Here is a 19,921-nt window from a genome sequence, read left to right on the forward strand (position 1 = left end):
AATAGGCACTGTAAAAACTTCCACCCAAGGTTAAATTACATTAAATAGTACAAATGGTTAAAGTATCAAACAAAGATTATTCACAATACTGTTCCAACCATTTTTTTACTCTCTCCCTGGTGTTTTTGCCATCCCCCTTAATTATACCTTGGCGAAACTGATAAAAAAGAACTAACCAACCTTTAGCACCCCCGTGGATACCCTCCAACAACATTAAATCCCCACATTGTCTTTGAGGTAATTTACCCGAAAACCAGCCAAAGCTCCTGGCTTTAGCCACCGGGATGTAGGGAATTTGTAGCTTTAGTCACAAAGAGTTTATCTTCCCCCTTGAGCTTATGTAAAATATAAATATACTGTATAATTTCTTTCAGGAGGTGATAAATAAGTGTTTTCTTTGACCTATAACTTTCCACTAAAACCAACTAAACACCAAATATAAATCCTTCAACACCCATTAAAAATTAACCCCAAAGTCCATAACCAGCCTTAAAGTCTATTATAAATCAACCCCATATCAAATCAATGCTTATTCATTGCATTCTGACCACATTATCCCCCACATACACCACCTCCTACCTACTCAATTCAGTGTAACTCATTAAGGAAACAATTCTTTCACATTGTGCATCACTGTTGTTTCAAAGGTGGCGTATATTTCCAGAAAGTAGATAGTAGAAAGACTTCTTACATTTGCCCTAATTGTACAATGGAAGTGGGCAAAAAACAGTTCTCCCCAGCTTCTAGCTGTGGGAAGTATCAACCCAGAAAACTCCACCATCCCATAATCCCATTGGGGTAGAGGCGAAACTTTCTGCTAATTTGCAAAAATTGACTCAACAACCAAAGCAAAGATAGTTAGGATTTAGCAAAGTTGATTTGTTTTTCACTGTGAGGGTAGATGATGAGAATTGCTTTATTTGGTACTAGTGCTGACCCACCCACCGCTGGACATCAAAAAATACTCAGATGGTTATCTGAGGGTTATGATTGGGTAGCAGTTTGGGCTGCTGATAACCCTTTTAAATCCCACCAAACACCTTTGCAACATCGAGCCGCAATGCTGCAATTGTTGATTGAAGATGTGGATACCCCCAACCACAATATTGCTTTAGAACAGGATTTGAGTAGCCTTAGAACCCTGGAAACAGTGGAAAAAGCTAAATCTCGTTGGGGTGACGATACTCAGTTTACCTTAGTCATTGGTTCCGACTTATTACCTCAATTACCCCGTTGGTATCGCATAGAAAACTTGTTACACCAAGTTCAGCTGCTCGTAGTACCACGTCCGGGACATCCCATAGCTAACCATAGCTTAGAAGCAATAGAAAATCTAGGTGGCAAAATTGCCATCGCTACTTTAACCGGTATGGATGTTTCTTCCACAGCATATCGTGAACATGGAGACACTCAAGCCCTCACCCCCCCCATTATGGCCTATATTCACCAAGAGCATTTGTACAAATGCCAGGACACAACCACAAAAACTTATCAATTCCGTTAAATCAACAACCTTTAGCTGACTTTAAGGTTGGTGTCGATAATGTAATTTTTTCCGTAGACACTGCTCAAAATCGGCTGTTAGTTCTGTTAGTCACAGCACAGCAAGAACCATTTTTAAATTCTTGGAGTCTTCCCGGTACTTTGGTACGCCAGGGAGAATCCTTAGAAGATGCTGCTTATCGCACCATGGCAGAGAAAATTAAGGTGAACAATCTCTACCTCGAGCAACTATACACTTTTGGCGGACTTCATCGCAACTTAAAACCAGTTTATGACACCTACGAGATACGTTATCTTTCAGTTAGTTACTTTGCTTTGGTGAGGTTTGAAGACGCAGAACTAATTGCTGATAAAATTAGTGATATTGCTTGGTATCCAGTTAAGGAAGTACCTCAATTAGCCTTTGACCATAATAAAATTTTGGCCTATGGATACAGACGGTTACGAAACAAATTAGAGTATAGTCCCCTAGCCTTTGATGTGTTGCCGGCTAGATTTACATTAAATGACTTGTATCAATTATATACTACAGTTTTAGGCGAAAACTTTGCCGATTATTCTAACTTTCGGGCACGACTACTTAAATTAGGTTTTTTATCTGATACTGGAATTAAGGTATCAAGAGGTGCCGGTCGTCCAGCCAGTTTATATAAGTTTGATGCCGATGCTTTTGCTGCTTTTAAAGATAAACCTTTAGTTTTTATTTAACCAGCCAACTCCAGAGCATTCCGTACAACTATTTAATAAATACCTCGTCAAATTGATATAATTAATGATACAACTAATAACTAAATTTTTACTAACTTTCCTCAATGCTGCCATATGTAAAACCAACATAAACATAAACTTTTAATAATATGTTACACCCAAGAAAACTTTGCACCTCAACCAGCAAGTTTATATTCACATTTACTTAGTTATTTTCTTGATGAAGAATTTAAAAATTGCCATGGTCATTAAGTAATATAGGAAAACATAAATATAACCAGGGGAACCATTAATCTCTTTTGTCAAATCCCACATCTAGGACCCATAATGAAAATAGCCGTCGCTCAACTAAATCCAATCATTGGTGATTTGCCCGGAAATGCTCAAAAAATTCTAGAAGCAGCCCACCAAGCCACAGCTAAAGGTGCTAGGTTATTATTAACACCAGAACTTTCTATATGTGGGTATCCCCCCAGGGATTTACTACTAAATCCTACTTTTGTGGAAGCAATGGGGATAACATTACAAAACCTAGCCACGGATTTACCCCCAAATTTAACGGTGTTGGTGGGAACCGTTTCCCACAATTTAAAAGCCCATAGCAACGGTGGTAAAAGTTTATTTAACACCATCGCTTTGTTAGCAAATGGCAAAGTTAAGCAATTCTTTCACAAACGCCTTTTACCTACCTATGATGTATTTGACGAAAACCGCTATTTTGAACCAGGGCTCACAGCTAATTATTTCACCATAGACAATATTGATATTGGTGTGACAATTTGTGAAGATTTATGGAACGATGAAGATTTTTTAGGTAGACGCAATTATCCTGTCAATCCCATTGCTGATTTAGCAATTTTGCGTGTTGATATAATTGTCAACTTATCCGCTTCACCCTACAGCGTTGGTAAGCAACACTATCGAGAATCCATGCTCAAACATAGTGCCATACGCTTTGGACAACCCATGATTTATACCAATCAAGTGGGAGGAAATGACGATTTAATTTTTGATGGACGCAGTTTTGCCTTAAATCGTCAAGGTGAAATTGTCTGTCGTGCTAATGGTTTTAGTACCGATTTGCTAATAGTTGAATTTGATGAGCAAAGGCGAGATTTACACTTGAGTTCTGTAGTCCCTGCATATCAGTCACATGAAGAAGAAATTTGGCAAGCTTTGGTGTTAGGAGTGCGAGATTATGCCCGCAAATGTCACTTTTCTCAAATTGTCCTGGGTTTAAGTGGAGGAATTGATTCTGCATTAGTAGCTGCTATTGCATCTGCGGCTGTTGGTAAAGAAAATGTCCTAGGTGTTTTAATGCCTTCTCCTTACAGTTCTTCACATTCTGTCAACGATGCTTTAGCCTTAGCAAAAAATCTTGGTATTCAAACTACTATTTTAAAAATAGGCGAATTAATGCAAAGCTATGACCACACCTTAGCCGATTTGTTTGCTGATACTGAATTTGGCATCGCTGAAGAAAACCTCCAGTCCCGCATTCGTGGTAATTTATTAATGGCCATCGCCAACAAATTCCGTTATCTGTTGTTATCCACCGGCAACAAATCTGAAATAGCCGTGGGTTACTGCACCCTTTACGGTGATATGAACGGTGGCTTGGCTGTAATTGCTGATGTTCCCAAAACCCGCGTCTACTCACTATGCCACTGGTTAAATCGAAATAGCGAAATTATTCCCGAAAACATTTTTATTAAACCACCCAGTGCAGAACTCAGACCCGGACAAATTGACCAAGATTCCCTACCACCATACGAAATTTTAGACGACATTTTGGAGCGCTTCATTCACAACCACCAATCAGCAACCCAAATTGTCGCCGCCGGTCATAACCCAGCAATTGTTAATCGAGTAATTCAAATGGTCGCAGGTGCTGAATTTAAACGCCGACAAGCTCCCCCAGGATTAAAAATTACTGACCGCGCCTTTGGTACAGGTTGGCGTATGCCCATAGCCAGTGATTGGGCTATTCTTAAAAATGCCCATCAAAATCAAATCATCCCCCAACACCTCAATTAGCATTCACCACATTTTTCCAACCTACAGCACTTTTCAAGTAAATGCTGTATCCTTTTCATAAATCCCCGGTTCACAACACCGGGGAACCTTAAAGTGAAAATTCTAACCCCCTAAATCCTGCAGCATACCATTAATTCTATTAACCCCAGCGGAATCATTGCGCCGTTCATACAAGTTACGTGCTTTTCGCAGCAATTTATTCACCTGTGCAATTTGTCCTCGCTGCTTATACATCTTAGCCATAAACTCATAAGTTTCGGGATTGTTTGGGTCTAACTTAATTGCTTCTTCGTAAGCCCAACTAGCTGATGTAAAATCACCCAACCGCGCTTGAGTAATACCCAGTCCCAAATAAGCATTCAAATTATTACGGTTTAGCCGCACAGCATGACGGTAAGATTCCTTAGCACCCTTAATGTCATTCAAGTTAACCTTAATATAACCCATAGCATAGTGAAAATCACTATTGTTAGGGTTAATAGCAATGGCTCTACCATAGGATTCCAACGCTAAAGGAAAATTTCCTTGTTGTGCATAAAGGTAGCCAATACCAGAATGTATTCTGGCATTCCTTGGGTCTATCTCAGCCGCTTCTTGATAAATAGCGATCGCTCCATCATAGTCGTTAGCTTTTACCAGTTTCTCTCCTTCCTGAAACAGTCTCTTTAATTGTGGGTTCGTGGTTTGCGCCATCAGTACCGAAGCCTGAGCCACCGAGGGTATGTTCACCGTACTAAATCCCAACCACACAACACCAACTAAAACTGATATGTGTTTATACACAGCAAACTTCCTGAATTTTTAGAGGAACTTTTTTTATACATATTAAAACAAAAATTTTCCGTTGTAAAAACTTCACTTATTTACATTCATCAAATTTCCCATCCCCCACTACCAATGTCTTATTTTAAAAATCTCATTTTACCTCTCAATTATATACAGTCAAATTCTTCATGAATAGACAAAATGCCTCTATTTCATCAACCACAAAAAACGCTTTTTAATTTTCTCTTCACTTCACAAAAACTTAATAAGATTACCTTACAGCAGATTTCCTTCTTATAAAGCACAAATCATAATCATGAAGCTTTTCTGGGGTGGGCATCTTCCCTGCCAATACTGTATATCACCACACCGGAAAGTGCTCTATAAACTTCAGCCTATAATTGTCAAAAAAATCAATAAATCTAAGTGGTTCACCCTTATTTAATCCTACTGTAGATAGAGTAATTAACTCATTCCCTCGGTAGATATGAAAAATCATATCTGGGAATTTAATTTTAAGCATAAGCATGAATCATGAAATGAATATACCTGAGAGAAAAATCAACTATGTCATACATAAATCGCCTAGGGGAAGATGTTATTAATGAACCCAACGTACCAGCCAGATTAGCGGAATATCATGACCGAGTACGCTGGGGGCCAATAATTGCCGGTGTATTAGTTGCTTTAGCCACTCAATTAATCTTAAGCTCCTTGTTTGGAGCCATTGGTGCAAGTACAATTGCCACATCAGGCGCACCCAGAACCATAACACCTGACATTGCTGGTAACGTGGGAATTTGGTCAACTCTGGCCTTGTTAATTTCTCTATTCGTTGGTGGTTGGGTAACAACTCGTGCTTGTGGACCAATGAACCGCAACACAGCCCTACTCAACGGAGCAATTCTCTGGGCCACCAGTCTTGCACTTAGTTCTTGGTTATTAGCAAGTGGAGTATGGGGCACTTTTGGCATTGTAGCCCCCAGTTTTGCCATAGGTTTACCCCCTGGAACACAACCATTAGCTCCAATACCCCCTACCACCATCACCCCAAACCAAGCTCGCCAAATTGCAGCCGCTACTTCCAGAGCATTGTGGTGGTTTGTATTTGGTTCTTTATTAAGTTTAGCTGCTGCTCTCATAGGAGCAGTTGTGGGCGCTCGCACCCCTCGAACTAACAACTATCGTACTTAAAGCAAACACACACTAATTCACAATAAAATACCAAAAAAAATAGAAGCAACTTAACTTCAAGGGGTGGAGGAATTACCACAAAGGGAATTTATTCGCCCCCAATAACCAACCAAAAACCATTACCACTTTAAATATGAAGCCTCAATTCCTTCCTCTCGCCTAATTTTAGCATCCTTCTCAAACCAACTAATTAGTTGCTGTGTTGTCAAATCTTCCACAGCAACACCGTAATCCGCAGCAATATGCTTCAATAGTTTCAGAGAGGAAATTGTTAATCTAGTTAAAAACTTTTCTGCAGAAGACAACAAAGCCCCATCAACTTGTGTTGACTCTTCCAAAGAAAGGAATTGTGTTGAAGGTTGCTGCAAAGGTGCATCCATATATTTAATTAATTCTTGTTAATTGGTTTTTTAATTTTATTTACTTTTATTTACTCTTATTGCTTCCAGAATTTAAACTAAATTTAACAACAAAATTTATTCATGAGATTTTTGTAGTCGAGCTTGCAGCAAATAACCACAACGATGTTCACCATTAATAATCCAATGGGTACGCTCCACCTGACAATCCGGTAGTACAGCAGCAAACATTTCTAACTCATGACCGCAGATGCTAGGGAAAGACTCAGCAACATCAGAAATAGCACAATTATGTTCAATGAAAATAAAACTATGGTCCTGTGAAGATTCCACAGCGTAATACTCCGCCATAAAACCTTCCCCTTTTCTCAAATCCACTAAATTAGCCACACGCTCTTTTAGTGAACCGTTACCCAAGCGATAGCGATATTCTTCCGCTTTACGCTCCCACTGTTTTTGTAAAATTGAACTTACTTGGTCACGTCCCACGGTTTCTGCTAAAGTATCCAGCAAAGAAACAGCAAACTCCCCGTAGCGATCGCTTTGGTGGTGATTTAAACTTAGTTGCAGGTAACTTCGTCCCCGGCGACTCAATTGATAGATATGTTGTGGTCGGCCCATACCCACTTGTACAGAAGAATAAAAAACTAGCCCCTCCACCTCCAAATCTTTGAGGTGACGACGAATGGCTTGCTTGCTGACATCCAAAACTTCCGCTAACTCAAAAGCAGTTGCTTGTGAGCCCTTGAGCAGATACTCCAGAATATCTTGCTTTGTTGAGGTCTGGTGAGTAATCTCCATTTTCTCCACAAGACGCTGCGCGAACGTCCCCAAAATTTTTTTAGAAAATTTGACTTTAACAACATTGTTGTTGTTAATTTAGCGTAAAATGAAAATAAATTGAACAACCCGAAAGTTGTTTTACCCTCCAAGTCCCATTCTAACAGCCCCACAAGCACGCGGCCACAGGAGAAAAAAAATCCGATCCATTCCCCGTCTCCCATCCTTAAAGAGATTTTTTTCAGAAAGTTCTAGATTTTAGTCCCGAACACAAGACACTAACACCCATGAGCGCCACTGTCAAAACCCTAGTCAACCAACCTTACAAGTACGGCTTTATCACTGACATTGAAACCGACACAATTCCTCCTGGACTAAACGAGGACGTTATTCGCTTAATATCCGCCAAGAAAAACGAACCACAGTTCATGTTAAATTTTCGCCTCAAATGCTATCGCCAGTGGCAAAAAATGACGGAACCAACTTGGCCAAGGGTCAAGTACCCCCCTGTGGACTATCAAAATATTATCTACTATTCCGCGCCCAAAAAAAACAAAGCCAAGCTCAACAGTCTAGACGAAGTAGATCCCACCCTGCTAGAAACCTTTGAAAAACTGGGTATTTCCCTATCAGAACAAAAGCGCCTAGCCAACGTCGCCGTTGACGCGATTTTTGACAGCGTCTCCATCGCCACCACATTTAAAGAAAAACTAGCGGAAGATGGAGTCATATTCTGTTCAATTTCCGAAGCCCTACAAGAATATCCCGAACTTGTGCAGAAATACCTGGGTAGCGTCGTTCCCTCAGCCGACAATTATTTTGCTGCTTTAAACGGTGCTGTATTCAGTGATGGTTCTTTTGTTTATATTCCCAAAGGGGTAAAATGCCCAATGGAACTGTCCACATATTTCCGCATCAACTCCGGTGATACCGGACAATTTGAACGCACCTTGATTGTTGCTGATGAAGGTAGCTATGTTTCCTACCTAGAAGGTTGTACCGCCCCCATGTACGACAGCAACCAACTACACGCAGCCGTAGTAGAACTCGTAGCCCTAGATAATGCTGAAATTAAATATTCCACTGTTCAAAACTGGTACGCCGGTGATGAAAATGGTAAAGGCGGAATTTATAATTTCGTTACCAAGCGCGGCTTGTGTCAAGGCGTTAATTCTAAAATTTCCTGGACCCAAGTAGAAACCGGTTCAGCAATTACTTGGAAGTATCCCAGCTGTGTATTAGTAGGTGATAACTCCGTAGGTGAATTTTACTCCGTGGCTCTGACTAACAACATGCAGCAAGCTGACACAGGTACAAAAATGATTCACATCGGTAAAAATACTCGCAGCACCATTATTTCCAAAGGTATATCAGCAGGTAAATCCAGTAACAGTTATCGTGGTTTAGTCAAAATCAATCCCACCGCTAAAGGCGCGAGAAATTATTCTCAATGTGACTCCATGCTCATTGGAGATAACGCCCATGCCAATACTTTCCCCTATATCCAAGTACAAAATAATACCAGCAAAGTAGAGCATGAAGCTTCCACCTCCAAAATTGGAGAAGAACAATTGTTTTATTTCGCTCAACGAGGCATTTCTACAGAAGATGCCATTTCCATGATGATTAGCGGATTCTGTAAAGATGTCTTTAATCAGCTACCAATGGAATTTGCTGTGGAAGCAGACAAGCTCTTGAGTCTCAAGTTAGAAGGTAGTGTTGGCTAATTCTCAATCAAAAAACCCCAATCAACATAACCTAAAAAAGCAGAGAGAAAACACCAAGGATGATTATTGAAAATAGTGAAGTAGTGCTGTCGGTTAAAAATTTGACAGCCAATGTCAACGGAACTGACATCTTAAAAGGATTAAACCTGGAAGTTCGCTACGGCGAAATTCATGCCATTATGGGACCCAATGGTTCTGGTAAAAGTACTTTTTCCAAAATCTTAGCCGGACACCCCGCCTATGAGGTCACCGGCGGAGAGGTGATTTTCCAAGGTCAAAATCTCCTGGAAATGGAACCAGAACAACGGGCCAGAGCAGGTGTGTTTTTAGCCTTTCAATATCCCCTGGAAATTCCCGGTGTCACCAACTTAGATTTTCTAAGGGTAGCCTACAATTCCCGCGCCAAAGCCCAAGGTTTACAAGAATTAGACGCGTTTGATTTTGATGATTTAATTGCAGAAAAGTTAGATATCGTCAAAATGAATCCCGCATTTTTGAGCCGCAGTCTCAATGAAGGCTTTTCTGGTGGTGAAAAAAAGCGCAATGAAATTCTGCAAATGGCTTTGCTAGAACCAAAATTAAGTATTTTAGACGAAACAGATTCAGGTTTAGATATTGACGCTCTCAAAATTGTGGCTAATGGCGTAAATCAATTAACAACTCCAGAAAATGCCACAATCATGATTACTCACTACCAACGTTTACTTAATTATATCGTGCCGGATTTTGTCCATGTCATGGCCAATGGCAGAATCATCACCAGTGGTAGTAAAGATTTGGCTTTGGAATTAGAATCCCGCGGTTATGACTGGGTGTTAGAAACTGCTGAGGTGGGTGTGTAATGACAATTTCAGTTTCTCCTACTCCAGCCCCTTCCTTAGATAAAGATACTTATCTAACCAACTTGTTAGCTCAAGTAACCACACCAACATCCGTGGCTTGGTTGCAAGAATTACGCCAGGGTGCTGTTAATTGGGTACGTCATTCAACCATCCCCACAACCCGCGCAGAAGAATGGCGTTTTACCAATTTATCAGCCCTGGGTCAGGTGCAGTTTCATCTAGAAACACAACCACAATCAGTTGACATCTCAGCCTTGATTTTACCCGAAGCTGCTAATAGTCGTTTAGTGTTTGTCAATAACATTTATACCCCCCACTTATCAGCAGTTGGAGAGTTACCCCCTGGGGTAGTGGTGGGTAACTTGGCTAATTTTTCCCCCTCTCAGCAAGAAAATATCAAACAATACTTAGCACAAGCTGAAGGTTCACAGGAAGTCTTTACAGCCCTCAATACTGCTGGTATATCTGATGCTGCTGTGGTTTGGGTTACTAAAAATGTAATTGTCACAACCCCCATTCATCTCTTGTTTATTTCCGTTACTGGTGACCAAGAAATTATTTCCCAGCCCCGTTGTCTGGTAGTGGCGGAAACTAATAGTAGTGTAACTTTGGTGGAAGATTTTACTCACCTCCAAAGCACAACAACACCAAAACCTTACTTCACCAACGCAGTTACGGAAATTTGGCTGGGTGACAATGCTCAAATCAGTCATACTAGAATTGAACGGGAACATCCACAAGCTTTCCATATAGGCAAAACAGCCGTTACCCAAAGTCGTCATAGTCAATATACCTCCCATGCTCTGACTTTTGGCGCTAAGTTATCCCGCCACAACTTAGAGATTTTTCAAGCCGGCGAGGACACCGTAACCACCCTCAACGGTTTGACTATGATTACTAAAAAACAGCTAGCCGACACCCACAGCGCCATTGCACTCAATTATCCCCATGGTACCAGCACTCAACTACATAAGTGCATTGTAGACCACCACGCCCATGCCGTGTTCAATGGTAAAGTGTTTGTACCCAAACCAGCCCAGTTAACAAATGCAAGTCAGTTAAATCAAAATTTACTTTTATCATCAAAAGCTAAAGTAGACACCAAACCCCAGCTGGAAATTACCGCAGATAACGTTAAATGTGCCCATGGTGCCACCGTTAGCCAGTTGGAAGAAGATGAAATCTTCTATCTCCAAAGTCGGGGAATTAACGAAAATGATGCGCGTAAGTTATTGATTAACGCCTTTGCTGCGGAAATCATCAACCAAGTACCAGTCAAGTCTCTCCAACAAATTCTCTTCCACATAGTCAATAGTCTCCAGTCTTTATCTAGTGACTAATTAATTACCCATGACCTTCACCACTACCAAAACCCTAGCTGATGAAATTCGCCATGATTTCCCGATTTTACATCAAAAAGTAAACGGAAAACCTTTGGTCTATCTCGACAACGCAGCCACTTCCCAAAAACCTTTGTTCGTATTAAACACCTTACAGCACTACTACGAACAATATAATGCCAATGTCCACCGCGGCGCCCATAGCCTAAGTGCTAAAGCCACTGATGCTTATGAAGCAGCTCGAAATAAAATCGCCAAATTCATTAATGCTGCATCACGTCAGGAAATCGTTTATACCCGCAACGCCAGTGAAGCCATTAATTTGGTAGCCTACAGCTGGGGTATGAACAACTTGCAACCAGGAGATGAAATTATTCTCTCCGTCATGGAACACCACAGTAATATTGTTCCTTGGCAATTCGTCTCACAAAAAACCGGTGCAGTATTAAAGTTTGTCGAACTGACACCAGAAGGCTGTTTTGATTTACCACAGTTGGAAAAACTGATTTCCCACCAGACAAAATTGGTTGCAGTCAGCCATGTTTCTAACACCTTGGGTTGCATTAACCCAGTGGCAGAAATCGGCGCCATTGCTCACAGATACGATGCGAAATTCTTAATTGATGCCTGTCAAAGCATACCTCACATGCCAGTGGATGTTCAACAAATCAACTGTGATTGGTTAGTTGCATCCGGTCACAAAATGTGCGCCCCCACCGGCATAGGATTCTTGTATGGTAAATTACAACTGTTAGAATCAATGCCACCATTTTTTGGCGGTGGAGAAATGATTGCAGATGTGTATTTGGATTATTCTACCTACGCAGAATTACCCCATAAATTTGAAGCTGGTACACCTGCAATTGCTGAAGCCATCGCCCTGGGAGCTGCGGTAGATTATCTCAGTACCATTGGTATGGATAAAATCCACGCCTACGAAGCCGAACTCACCGCTTATTTATTTCAACAACTAGAGCAAATTCCCAAAATTCAACTCTACGGACCAAAACCCAACTTCAAGGGCGAAGGTAGAGCTGCTTTGGCTGCATTCACAATCCCAGATATTCACCCCAACGACTTATCCACACTATTAGACCAAGAAGGCATAGCTATTCGTTCTGGACACCACTGCACCCAACCATTACACCGTTACTTAGGTTTACCGGGAACCGCACGGGTAAGTTTATCTTTTTACAACACCCTTGCGGAAATTGACATTTTCATCAAAGCCCTGAAAGAAACCCTAGACTTTTTTGCTCCCTTCCTTAGTTAAATACCAGGTGGGTCGTTCCCACCTGACCTAGAAATTTGAACTGTTTTAACTAAATTATTTTGTTTTAATTAACTTTAGCACTTACCCACATAAAAAATACTAAAAATCTAAACCACACCGTTTCTAAATCCCCTACTTTACAGCAGATTTCCTTCTTATGAAGTACAAATCATAATCACGAAACTTTTGTGGTATGGGCATCTTCCCCGCCAATACTGTATATCACCACACCGGAAAGTGCTTTATCATCATCCTGTCAATGGGTAAGTCCTAGATTCTTATACTCTGTAATCATTCTTTCATTCACAATTCCACCCAACAATACTTCCATATGCTCATCCCTAAAATAGCCTTAACATCAGAAGTGTTGAATCCTGCAATAAAAACTTACAATTTTTGCGTTTTACCCAGATAAAGTTCATTGTCTATTAAGAATAGACTCATTAATTGCTCAAATTTTGTATCACCGACGCACAACTCGGACAGTCAACAGTCAACCCTTAACATAACTCCTCACTAGCAGTCTATTCCTTGGGTTCATAGTAACGACAACCCTCACAAGGACCACAGGGGTTAACAGCACAGCGCACATAGCCAGACCGAGCATTAAATCTACAACTAATATCACCAATGAGATAACCCACACCTTCCAAATAATAGCCCTCGCCTCCAGCCCTAGGCCCCGCCCCCTCCCCAACCGCTCTTTCTGACAAATTCATGGCTGCTTGTCTCATCCCCAAGGGTCTACGCCAAGAGGTTTTACGAATTACCCACAGGGAAAACAATGACGGCAATAAACTAACAATAATCATTAACAGCGTCTTCAACACCTCATCTTACCCTCTTCTATGCTCTGACTGCTATTTTATGCTGTGACAGAAATTTTCCCACTGGGAAAATTTCTGGCACATTGCAATGCCACACAGCCATCTGGTAAGTTTTGGGAAAAAATAAACTATTTTCAGATGGGAGTGGAGAAACCAAAAATGAACTTAACTCAATTAAGAATTGTGTTGGTGGAACCAGCAGGCCCTATGAATGTAGGGTCAATTGCCAGGGTAATGAAAAATTTCGGTTTACATAACTTAGTATTAGTCAATCCCCAATGCAATCCACTGGCGGAAGAAGCTTTGAAAATGGCAGTTCATGCCAAAGAAATTTTAAAATCAGCATTATTAGTATCCACACTACCAGAAGCATTACAGGGATGTATCAGAGCCATGGCCACCACGGCTATTGTACGTGATTGGGAAGCACCTTTAGAAAATCCCCGCACAGCTTTACCTTGGTTACTGGAGTCACCGGAGGAACCAAGCGCACTGATTTTTGGCAGGGAAAACCGAGGTTTAAGTAATGAAGAATTAAATTACGCCCAGAGATTTGTTCGCATTCCCACCAGTGAAAATTATTCATCCCTGAATTTAGCTTCAGCCGTGGGGATTTGTTGCTATGAACTCGCACAATACATAACACCAGACACCCCACCCCCCAGTGAAACAAAACTGGCAACTTTGGATCTCATGGAAAATTACTACCAGCAATTAGAATCTCTACTACTGGATATTGGTTATTTGTATCCCCATACAGCCAACCATCGCATGGCTAAATTCCGGCAATTGTACAATCGCGCTCACCTACAAACTAAAGAAGTGGCTATGCTGCGAGGCATTTTGAGACAAATAGGATGGGCCATTAAAAACCGACTTAATCATGAAAACTTATGATTTAACTTTTAATTATTTGTCCCAAAACACCTAACATAGCTTAAACTAAACACAAAAAGCCAGTAAGCAACAAAAAGTGACTTCCCCATCCAGCTTGCTTCAGAAATGAATGTTGGGTCGGGAGTCGGCGGTTAAACATGGGAGTAAGTCACAAGGAGTAACAGTGTCAGAATCAACTAAAAACCTCAGAAATTTATCCCGGGGTCAACCAACAAAACCCCCCCAAGCTCACAGTCAAGGTCAAAAAGTGACCAAGAAAAAAATCAAAGTACCACTAAAGCAGCAACGCCCCATCAAAAAAGAAGTAGCCTTAACCAGGAGCCACAGTAACATCATCCCTGGGCTATCTCCTGCTGAGGTAGGGAGGTTAAAATCAAGACCAGTCATGCCACCAGGGGTGAAACCCATTGCCTATGTCAATAAAATGACACCACCACTACCTGCAAAAACAGTTAGGTTTAAAACCCCCGGGGTAGAGAAACAACTAAACCCTAAACTTGTCAAACGAATATCCCGTAAAACTCGTTTGAAACCAATGGCCAGAACTGCATTATATGCTCTGCGCTTATTGATTGTCGGGGTTGGTGTTGGTGCCATTGTGGGCACAATTTTGTCAGTCTTTGACCCGGCCACTCGTATGTCCAGTAATTCTGTAGCACAATCTCATAACACAGGACAAAACACAGGACAAAATCAGCCACAACCCATGGCCAACCTTGCCCCTGGTGGTTTATATTTATCCCAGGAAATTACCCCCCTAAAAGATGCGGTGCAAAATTTGGCAACTGCAAACCCCAATCTTAAACCAGGAGTTTTCTTTGTGGATTTAGAAACTGGTGGTTATGTAGATGTCAATAGCTCCATCAGCTTCCCCGCAGCTAGTACAATCAAAGTGCCCATTCTCATCGCCTTTTTCCAAGATGTCGATGCCGGTAAAGTCCGCCTCGATGAAATGCTGACCATGGAAAAAGATATGGTGGCCACTGGTTCGGGAAATCTGCAACACCAACAAGTGGGTACCCAGTACAGCGCCCTAGAACTGGCTACCCTCATGAGTACCACCAGCGATAACACAGCAACCAATATGCTCATTGCCAGACTGGGAGGTATACAGGCACTAAACCAGCGTTTCCAAAGTTGGGGATTGTCAGCTACAGCACTTCGTAACCCCTTGCCAGATTTAACAGGAACAAACACCACTAGCCCCAAAGAATTGGGAAATTTGCTGGCTATGGTCAATCAAGGTAATTTGGTCACCATGCGATCGCGAGATTTGATTTTGGATATTATGCGCCGTACAGAGCGCAATCATCTACTACCTTCAGGTTTAGGAGTAGAAGCAACAATACACCATAAAACCGGCGACATCGCCACAATGTTGGGTGATGTTGGTTTAATTGATATCCCCACCGGCAAACGTTACATCGCCGTTGTAATGATACAACGCTCCAACAATGACCCCGGAGCGGAAAAACTAATTAGCTCTATTTCTCGCACAGCCTATGAACAATTCAGCCAAAATGTACCTAATTCAGTCATGAATCTCCCTGGAAATCAAAATATGAGCACCACCATCACCCCAAATCCCATTCCACCCCAATTCTCCACTCCACAAAGTTTTCCCTCCAGGTAGGGAGAAAATTAATTTTTTTGGTATCGCATTCCCGGTAGTTGCGAAACTAACCCCATGAGTTCCAATTCTAATAATCCACCGGAAACTAACCCAGTATCCAGCCCTGTTTTTTGGACAATCAAATCAAAGGACGAAATATCACCATCAATTGCATCCATGACTTGTTGCAGTTCTGGGGATAAATTCCGCGACTTCATTGCTTCTAGAATTGGTGCAGGGTAAATTGTATCCAGTTTTGGTATTGCTCCCAAGGTTTTGAGCAGTTCGTCTAATTCTTTGAGAACCAGAGAAGCACCTTGATTCAGTAGTTGTAAACACCCTTGAGATGGATAGTCATCTACTCTTCCAGGTAAAGCATAAACATCTCTGCCAAATTCATTGGCATAAGCAGCCGTAATCAAAGCCCCAGACTTCTCAGGCGCTTCCATTACTAAAACAGCACGGCTTAAACCCGCAATAATGCGATTACGCCGGGGAAAGTGAGTACGATCAGGGGGGGTTTTCGCCGGATATTCACTCACCACTAACCCTTGACTAGAAATCTGCTTGTACAAATCTCGATTTTTTTGGGGATAAATCACATCTACACCAGTCCCTAAAACCGCAATTGTTCTTCCCCCTGCTTTCATGGCGGCAAAATGACTTTCTGTGTCAATCCCCTCCGCCATCCCAGAAACAACTGTAAAGCCATTTTTAGCCAAAGCTGTGCTAATGTGACGCGTCCAACGAATACCGTACTCTGAAGGTCGGCGTGTCCCCACAATGGCTACCAATGACTTTTGCCCCAGATTTTCTAATAAGTCCACCTCACCCCGATAGTGCAAAATTGGCGGTGGACTGGTAATTTCTAGCAGTGCTCGGGGATAATCTCCGTCCGCTGGTGTCCAGAAATGGGGGTTTTCCACCAGGTGTTGTTTCAGTAGTTCTTCAGGATGCAAACGCGATCGCTGTTGAACTACTTTCTCTAATGTCTGAACACCAAAACCTTCAACTTTTGCCAATTCAACTTTGGTAGCATTCCAAGCCTCGTGTAATGTGCCAAAATGCTTTTGTAGCCGTTGTATTAACACCGGTCCAACTCCAGAAATTCCCCCCCAAGCTAGCCAATATGCTCTTTCTTCTACCACTGTCCTATCCTCACACCTACTCAATTGTATTCAATTATCTGGCACTCAACTGTGCCATCGCTACCTGTAGAAGTCCCAAACCGTTACCCTAGAAACTGAAAATTCATAACACACCATGACACCAGAACAAATTGCAGATACCCTCACAGAATTATTTAGTACAGCACAAGTAACAGCCATAGCCCCTGGGTCCTGGCAAGTAGACACTTCTAGCTTTCGCCTGTTGGTACTCTTGTCTGAAGATAATACTTGGTTACGAGTGCTACTCCCCATTGCCCCCATCCAAGAAGCCCAACCGTTTTTAGCACAGTTTTTAGAAGCCAACTTTGATGACACCCAAGAAGTCCGCTATGCTTTTTTTGACACTGTAGTTTGGGCAGTTTATCAACACAACAGTGAAACCTTGGTCAATCAAGATTTTGTCAGCGCCATCGCTCGACTTGTATCCTTATTTGAAGCTGGTTTAGATCATGTTTTCCATCGTCTGACTGAAAGTCGCATCCGGCAAATTATCCAGACAGCAAAACAGCAAGGACAAACTCTTCAAGCCACCATGCAAAACCTAGAACGTTTCTATGCAGAAGGATTATTAGGTGAAATTGACCAAACCTCAGCAGCCAGAGAACAAATATTAACAGCTTGGCAGCGTCAGTTAGAGCGTTTATGGAATGAGTTGACACCCCCTTCTAACTAAGGGATACTGATTTCTTACTGGAATTCAATCATTTAATTGCCGCAATAAATCAATTTCAACCCTGTTATGCTTCTGCATGATTTAGCTTCTTTACTACTTGCTTATTCCGGAAAATGACAGAATATGGGTAAATGAATTTAAAAAAAATCTTAACCAAGTTCTGAATTCCCTCTCTACCGACGCGATCGCTTTTCTTTGTGGATGGCACTATAAGGATAGTGTGCACTAAAATTTTGCTCTTGCTCTTCAAAACTTCCAATTTCCATAAGGAAATTATCTCCCGTAGTAGATAAAGAAGTGCGTCCAAGATTTCTATGTTTTTCACATATCCAGACTTTTTCCTCTTGGTCATTATCCGTTAGATCATGAATAATAGGAGGCTCAAGCCTACAAAACTCTCCAAGTATTCCCTTGCGAAAGCGATAGCTATGTCGAATTAGAGATCCTGGTTGGAAATTTGAGGCATCTCTAGGATAGGTAACGGATGATTCTAAGGATAGCCCAACATTTCCTTTACACAAACCATTAGTTGGCTGATTCAGATCACATTCTGAACTGGCTTTAATAATCCATCTGGCTTGATTTATTGATGTTAAACAAACAATAGTTAGTTCATTCCTAGCACTAAAAACATTTCCTTGCTCAAAGAGAATTTCATAGGCAATTCCAGAACATTTATAGAGTGTGTTATCACTAATTTTTCTTGCCCCTGCACTTCCTGCTGCTGTAGCCATTTGTGGTTGCACAACAATAGACACTGTTAAATTGGCTGCGGCTAATAAACGCAACCAATATTGGTAAGCCTTACATTTTTTCAATCTAAGCTTTTTAGATTTATACTGATTTTTTTCATACATATTTAGGGTGTTCCAGATTTTTTTTACTCAAACCGTGCCATAAATTTTTAAACTAGAGATATCTTAACTAAGGTTATGTTTAAAAAATAAAGACAATGGGTTTGAAGACTTAACTATTTAAATACTGGTAGATTCTCGCGTGCAAGAGTTTCTTCCAAATTGGGACGATAAACTCGTTTTTACTTTCCTCTTATAACCTCCATGATTGTAGGCAAATTGTATGATTCAACAGGGTAGTTGGTAATGAATAGTTCCTTACCTTTGCCTGCCTTCTGCTGCTTGTAGTTATTCATGCCGTATTGTAGCTCCCATTCATAAATGTAGGCAAAGGCAAAGTTACGCCGCACTTGTTCACAATTATCGTAAGTGATCAACCATTTATGTGAACACTCCGCCATTAGCTTGGCAAAGCGAGAATGGTCAAAACTCTTATGCAAATCACCTTTCTTACCATAAAGCTTAGATTCACTTTTGCTAAAATAAGGTGGATCTAGAAATATAAATACATCTTCCCCTGGTTCAGTAAGTAGGGTGCTGTAGTCAAAATTAGTCACACGAGTATTAATAAAACAACCATCCAAGGCTGCTAACCGCTCAATGGAAGAATCTGTAAACCGACCTTCGAAAGAAGCACTACTATAACCACCACTTTCAATCGTTCCCGAAAAGGTAATCCGGTTAAGAACAAAAAACCGCACCGCACGATATAGTGGACTCATGGTACTTGTATCTGCGGTGGCGAGAGATTTAAACAAGGTACTTCCATCTGTTGTCTGTTTTTTTACTTTCCACACCGACTCAACTAGCTCTGGCAAGTTGGTTTTGACCTGATGCCAAAAGTAATATAATTCTTGGTTCAGATCATTCACCCAGCAATGCATATACTGGTACTTCTGTGACACATGAAAAAATACAGAACCTCCGCCAACAAAAGGTTCGCGGAACTCCTTAAATTTAGGAAGCAGGTAGTGAGCAATTTGAGGAATTGCCTTTTGTTTACCACCGGGATAACGTAATGGACTTTTAAGCATTTGGAACGGGGTGTCATATTTGTGGAACATTATGTTTTCCACAGAGTAACCGAATTGGCATTATATTTTCATGCTTACGCACCAGATTTCGTTCTTATGAAGTACAAATCATAATCATGAAACTTTTGTGGGGTCAGCATCTTGCCCGCCAATACCGTATATCACCACACCGGAAGTTGCTGTATCCACACGTAAATAATATGGGAGGTTGGTAGCCCCGTGTTTTTAAACCGGGGTGGAAAACCGACTCAAGCAGATTTATCTGCATTCAATGTCTATCATGATGTGGATCGTTAATATAATCCATTACTTTAGATGTGCTAACTT

Annotated in this window: 19 protein-coding genes; 11 read left to right on the forward strand and 8 right to left on the reverse strand. The window is 41.2% G+C overall.

Translation table 11 applies throughout. The features are described from left to right. Nucleotides 1–76 precede the first annotated feature (76 nt). Nucleotides 77–280 carry a hypothetical protein gene (locus NWP25_RS13640; protein ID WP_280650984.1) on the reverse strand — a complete coding sequence of 68 codons (204 nt, stop codon included), beginning with the start codon at nt 278–280 and terminating at the stop codon, nt 77–79. A 624-nt stretch (nt 281–904) separates the two neighbouring features. Here NWP25_RS13640 and NWP25_RS13645 point away from each other — a divergent pair. From NWP25_RS13645 to NWP25_RS13655, 3 genes are all read left to right on the forward strand, one after another. After that, on the forward strand, nt 905–1,504 hold the full coding sequence (locus tag NWP25_RS13645) for a nicotinate-nucleotide adenylyltransferase (protein ID WP_280651004.1): 600 nt from the start codon (nt 905–907) through the stop codon (nt 1,502–1,504). Then, nucleotides 1,465–2,211, forward strand: a complete 747-nt coding sequence (locus NWP25_RS13650) for an NUDIX hydrolase (protein ID WP_280650985.1) — start codon at nt 1,465–1,467, stop codon at nt 2,209–2,211. Before NWP25_RS13645 ends, NWP25_RS13650 begins: the two co-directional genes overlap by 40 nt. 327 nt (nt 2,212–2,538) lie before the next feature. Further along, nucleotides 2,539–4,248: an NAD+ synthase gene (locus NWP25_RS13655; RefSeq protein WP_280650986.1), complete on the forward strand. Its 1,710-nt coding sequence runs from the start codon at nt 2,539–2,541 to the stop codon at nt 4,246–4,248. Between the two features lie 102 nt (nt 4,249–4,350). Here the strand turns inward: NWP25_RS13655 and NWP25_RS13660 are convergent, their stop codons facing one another. Further along, a complete protein-coding gene (locus NWP25_RS13660) occupies nt 4,351–5,031 on the reverse strand; it encodes a tetratricopeptide repeat protein (RefSeq protein ID WP_280699601.1) in 681 nt (226 codons plus the stop codon). 549 nt (nt 5,032–5,580) lie between these two features. Between NWP25_RS13660 and NWP25_RS13665 the strand changes: the two genes are divergently transcribed. Continuing rightward, complete coding sequence (locus NWP25_RS13665) at nt 5,581–6,207, forward strand: hypothetical protein (protein WP_280650988.1); 627 nt, start codon at nt 5,581–5,583, stop codon at nt 6,205–6,207. Between the two features lie 119 nt (nt 6,208–6,326). Here the strand turns inward: NWP25_RS13665 and NWP25_RS13670 are convergent, their stop codons facing one another. Together NWP25_RS13670 and sufR are read right to left on the reverse strand one after the other, a co-directional pair. After that, the gene (locus NWP25_RS13670; RefSeq protein ID WP_280650989.1) at nt 6,327–6,587 is read right to left on the reverse strand and encodes a hypothetical protein; all 261 of its coding nucleotides are present in this window, start codon (nt 6,585–6,587) and stop codon (nt 6,327–6,329) included. A gap of 96 nt (nt 6,588–6,683) precedes the next feature. Then, nucleotides 6,684–7,367, reverse strand: a complete 684-nt coding sequence (gene sufR, locus NWP25_RS13675; protein ID WP_280650990.1) for an iron-sulfur cluster biosynthesis transcriptional regulator SufR — start codon at nt 7,365–7,367, stop codon at nt 6,684–6,686. A 266-nt stretch (nt 7,368–7,633) separates the two neighbouring features. On the opposite strand from sufR, the gene sufB reads away from it, so the two are divergent. The 4 genes from sufB to NWP25_RS13695 are packed head-to-tail and all read left to right on the forward strand — an operon-like array spanning nt 7,634 to nt 12,528. Beyond that, complete coding sequence (gene sufB, locus NWP25_RS13680) at nt 7,634–9,073, forward strand: Fe-S cluster assembly protein SufB (protein ID WP_280650991.1); 1,440 nt, start codon at nt 7,634–7,636, stop codon at nt 9,071–9,073. A 59-nt stretch (nt 9,074–9,132) separates the two neighbouring features. Next, the gene (gene sufC, locus NWP25_RS13685; RefSeq protein ID WP_280650992.1) at nt 9,133–9,915 is read left to right on the forward strand and encodes a Fe-S cluster assembly ATPase SufC; all 783 of its coding nucleotides are present in this window, start codon (nt 9,133–9,135) and stop codon (nt 9,913–9,915) included. Next, nucleotides 9,915–11,255 (forward strand): Fe-S cluster assembly protein SufD, encoded by a 1,341-nt coding sequence (gene sufD, locus NWP25_RS13690; RefSeq protein ID WP_280650993.1) that lies wholly within the window; start codon nt 9,915–9,917, stop codon nt 11,253–11,255. Before sufC ends, sufD begins: the two co-directional genes overlap by 1 nt. A 10-nt stretch (nt 11,256–11,265) precedes the next feature. After that, nucleotides 11,266–12,528: a SufS family cysteine desulfurase gene (locus NWP25_RS13695; RefSeq protein ID WP_280650994.1), complete on the forward strand. Its 1,263-nt coding sequence runs from the start codon at nt 11,266–11,268 to the stop codon at nt 12,526–12,528. A gap of 524 nt (nt 12,529–13,052) precedes the next feature. On the opposite strand, the gene NWP25_RS13700 is transcribed toward NWP25_RS13695, so the two are convergent. Next, the gene (locus tag NWP25_RS13700) at nt 13,053–13,358 is read right to left on the reverse strand and encodes a DUF6464 family protein (protein ID WP_280650995.1); all 306 of its coding nucleotides are present in this window, start codon (nt 13,356–13,358) and stop codon (nt 13,053–13,055) included. 156 nt (nt 13,359–13,514) lie between these two features. Here NWP25_RS13700 and NWP25_RS13705 point away from each other — a divergent pair, with 156 nt between their 5' ends. Continuing rightward, nucleotides 13,515–14,252: an RNA methyltransferase gene (locus tag NWP25_RS13705; RefSeq protein ID WP_280650996.1), complete on the forward strand. Its 738-nt coding sequence runs from the start codon at nt 13,515–13,517 to the stop codon at nt 14,250–14,252. 109 nt (nt 14,253–14,361) lie between these two features. After that, the gene (locus NWP25_RS13710; RefSeq protein WP_280650997.1) at nt 14,362–15,885 is read left to right on the forward strand and encodes a class A beta-lactamase-related serine hydrolase; all 1,524 of its coding nucleotides are present in this window, start codon (nt 14,362–14,364) and stop codon (nt 15,883–15,885) included. Between the two features lie 8 nt (nt 15,886–15,893). On the opposite strand, the gene dprA is transcribed toward NWP25_RS13710, so the two are convergent. After that, nucleotides 15,894–17,012: a DNA-processing protein DprA gene (gene dprA / locus NWP25_RS13715; RefSeq protein ID WP_280650998.1), complete on the reverse strand. Its 1,119-nt coding sequence runs from the start codon at nt 17,010–17,012 to the stop codon at nt 15,894–15,896. A gap of 115 nt (nt 17,013–17,127) precedes the next feature. Between dprA and NWP25_RS13720 the strand changes: the two genes are divergently transcribed. Further along, on the forward strand, nt 17,128–17,706 hold the full coding sequence (locus NWP25_RS13720; protein WP_280650999.1) for a hypothetical protein: 579 nt from the start codon (nt 17,128–17,130) through the stop codon (nt 17,704–17,706). A 173-nt stretch (nt 17,707–17,879) separates the two neighbouring features. Here NWP25_RS13720 and NWP25_RS13725 read toward each other — a convergent pair whose 3' ends face one another. Together NWP25_RS13725 and NWP25_RS13730 are read right to left on the reverse strand one after the other, a co-directional pair. Then, nucleotides 17,880–18,563, reverse strand: coding sequence for a hypothetical protein (locus tag NWP25_RS13725; RefSeq protein ID WP_280699603.1), 684 nt, complete (start codon nt 18,561–18,563; stop codon nt 17,880–17,882). Nucleotides 18,564–18,742: 179 nt separating this feature from the next. Continuing rightward, the gene (locus tag NWP25_RS13730; protein WP_280699605.1) at nt 18,743–19,594 is read right to left on the reverse strand and encodes a DNA adenine methylase; all 852 of its coding nucleotides are present in this window, start codon (nt 19,592–19,594) and stop codon (nt 18,743–18,745) included. Nucleotides 19,595–19,921 lie beyond the last annotated feature (327 nt).

It is taken from the genome of Umezakia ovalisporum Ak1311 (genome assembly GCF_029891685.1).
In the GTDB taxonomy this organism is placed as follows: domain Bacteria; phylum Cyanobacteriota; class Cyanobacteriia; order Cyanobacteriales; family Nostocaceae; genus Umezakia; species Umezakia ovalisporum.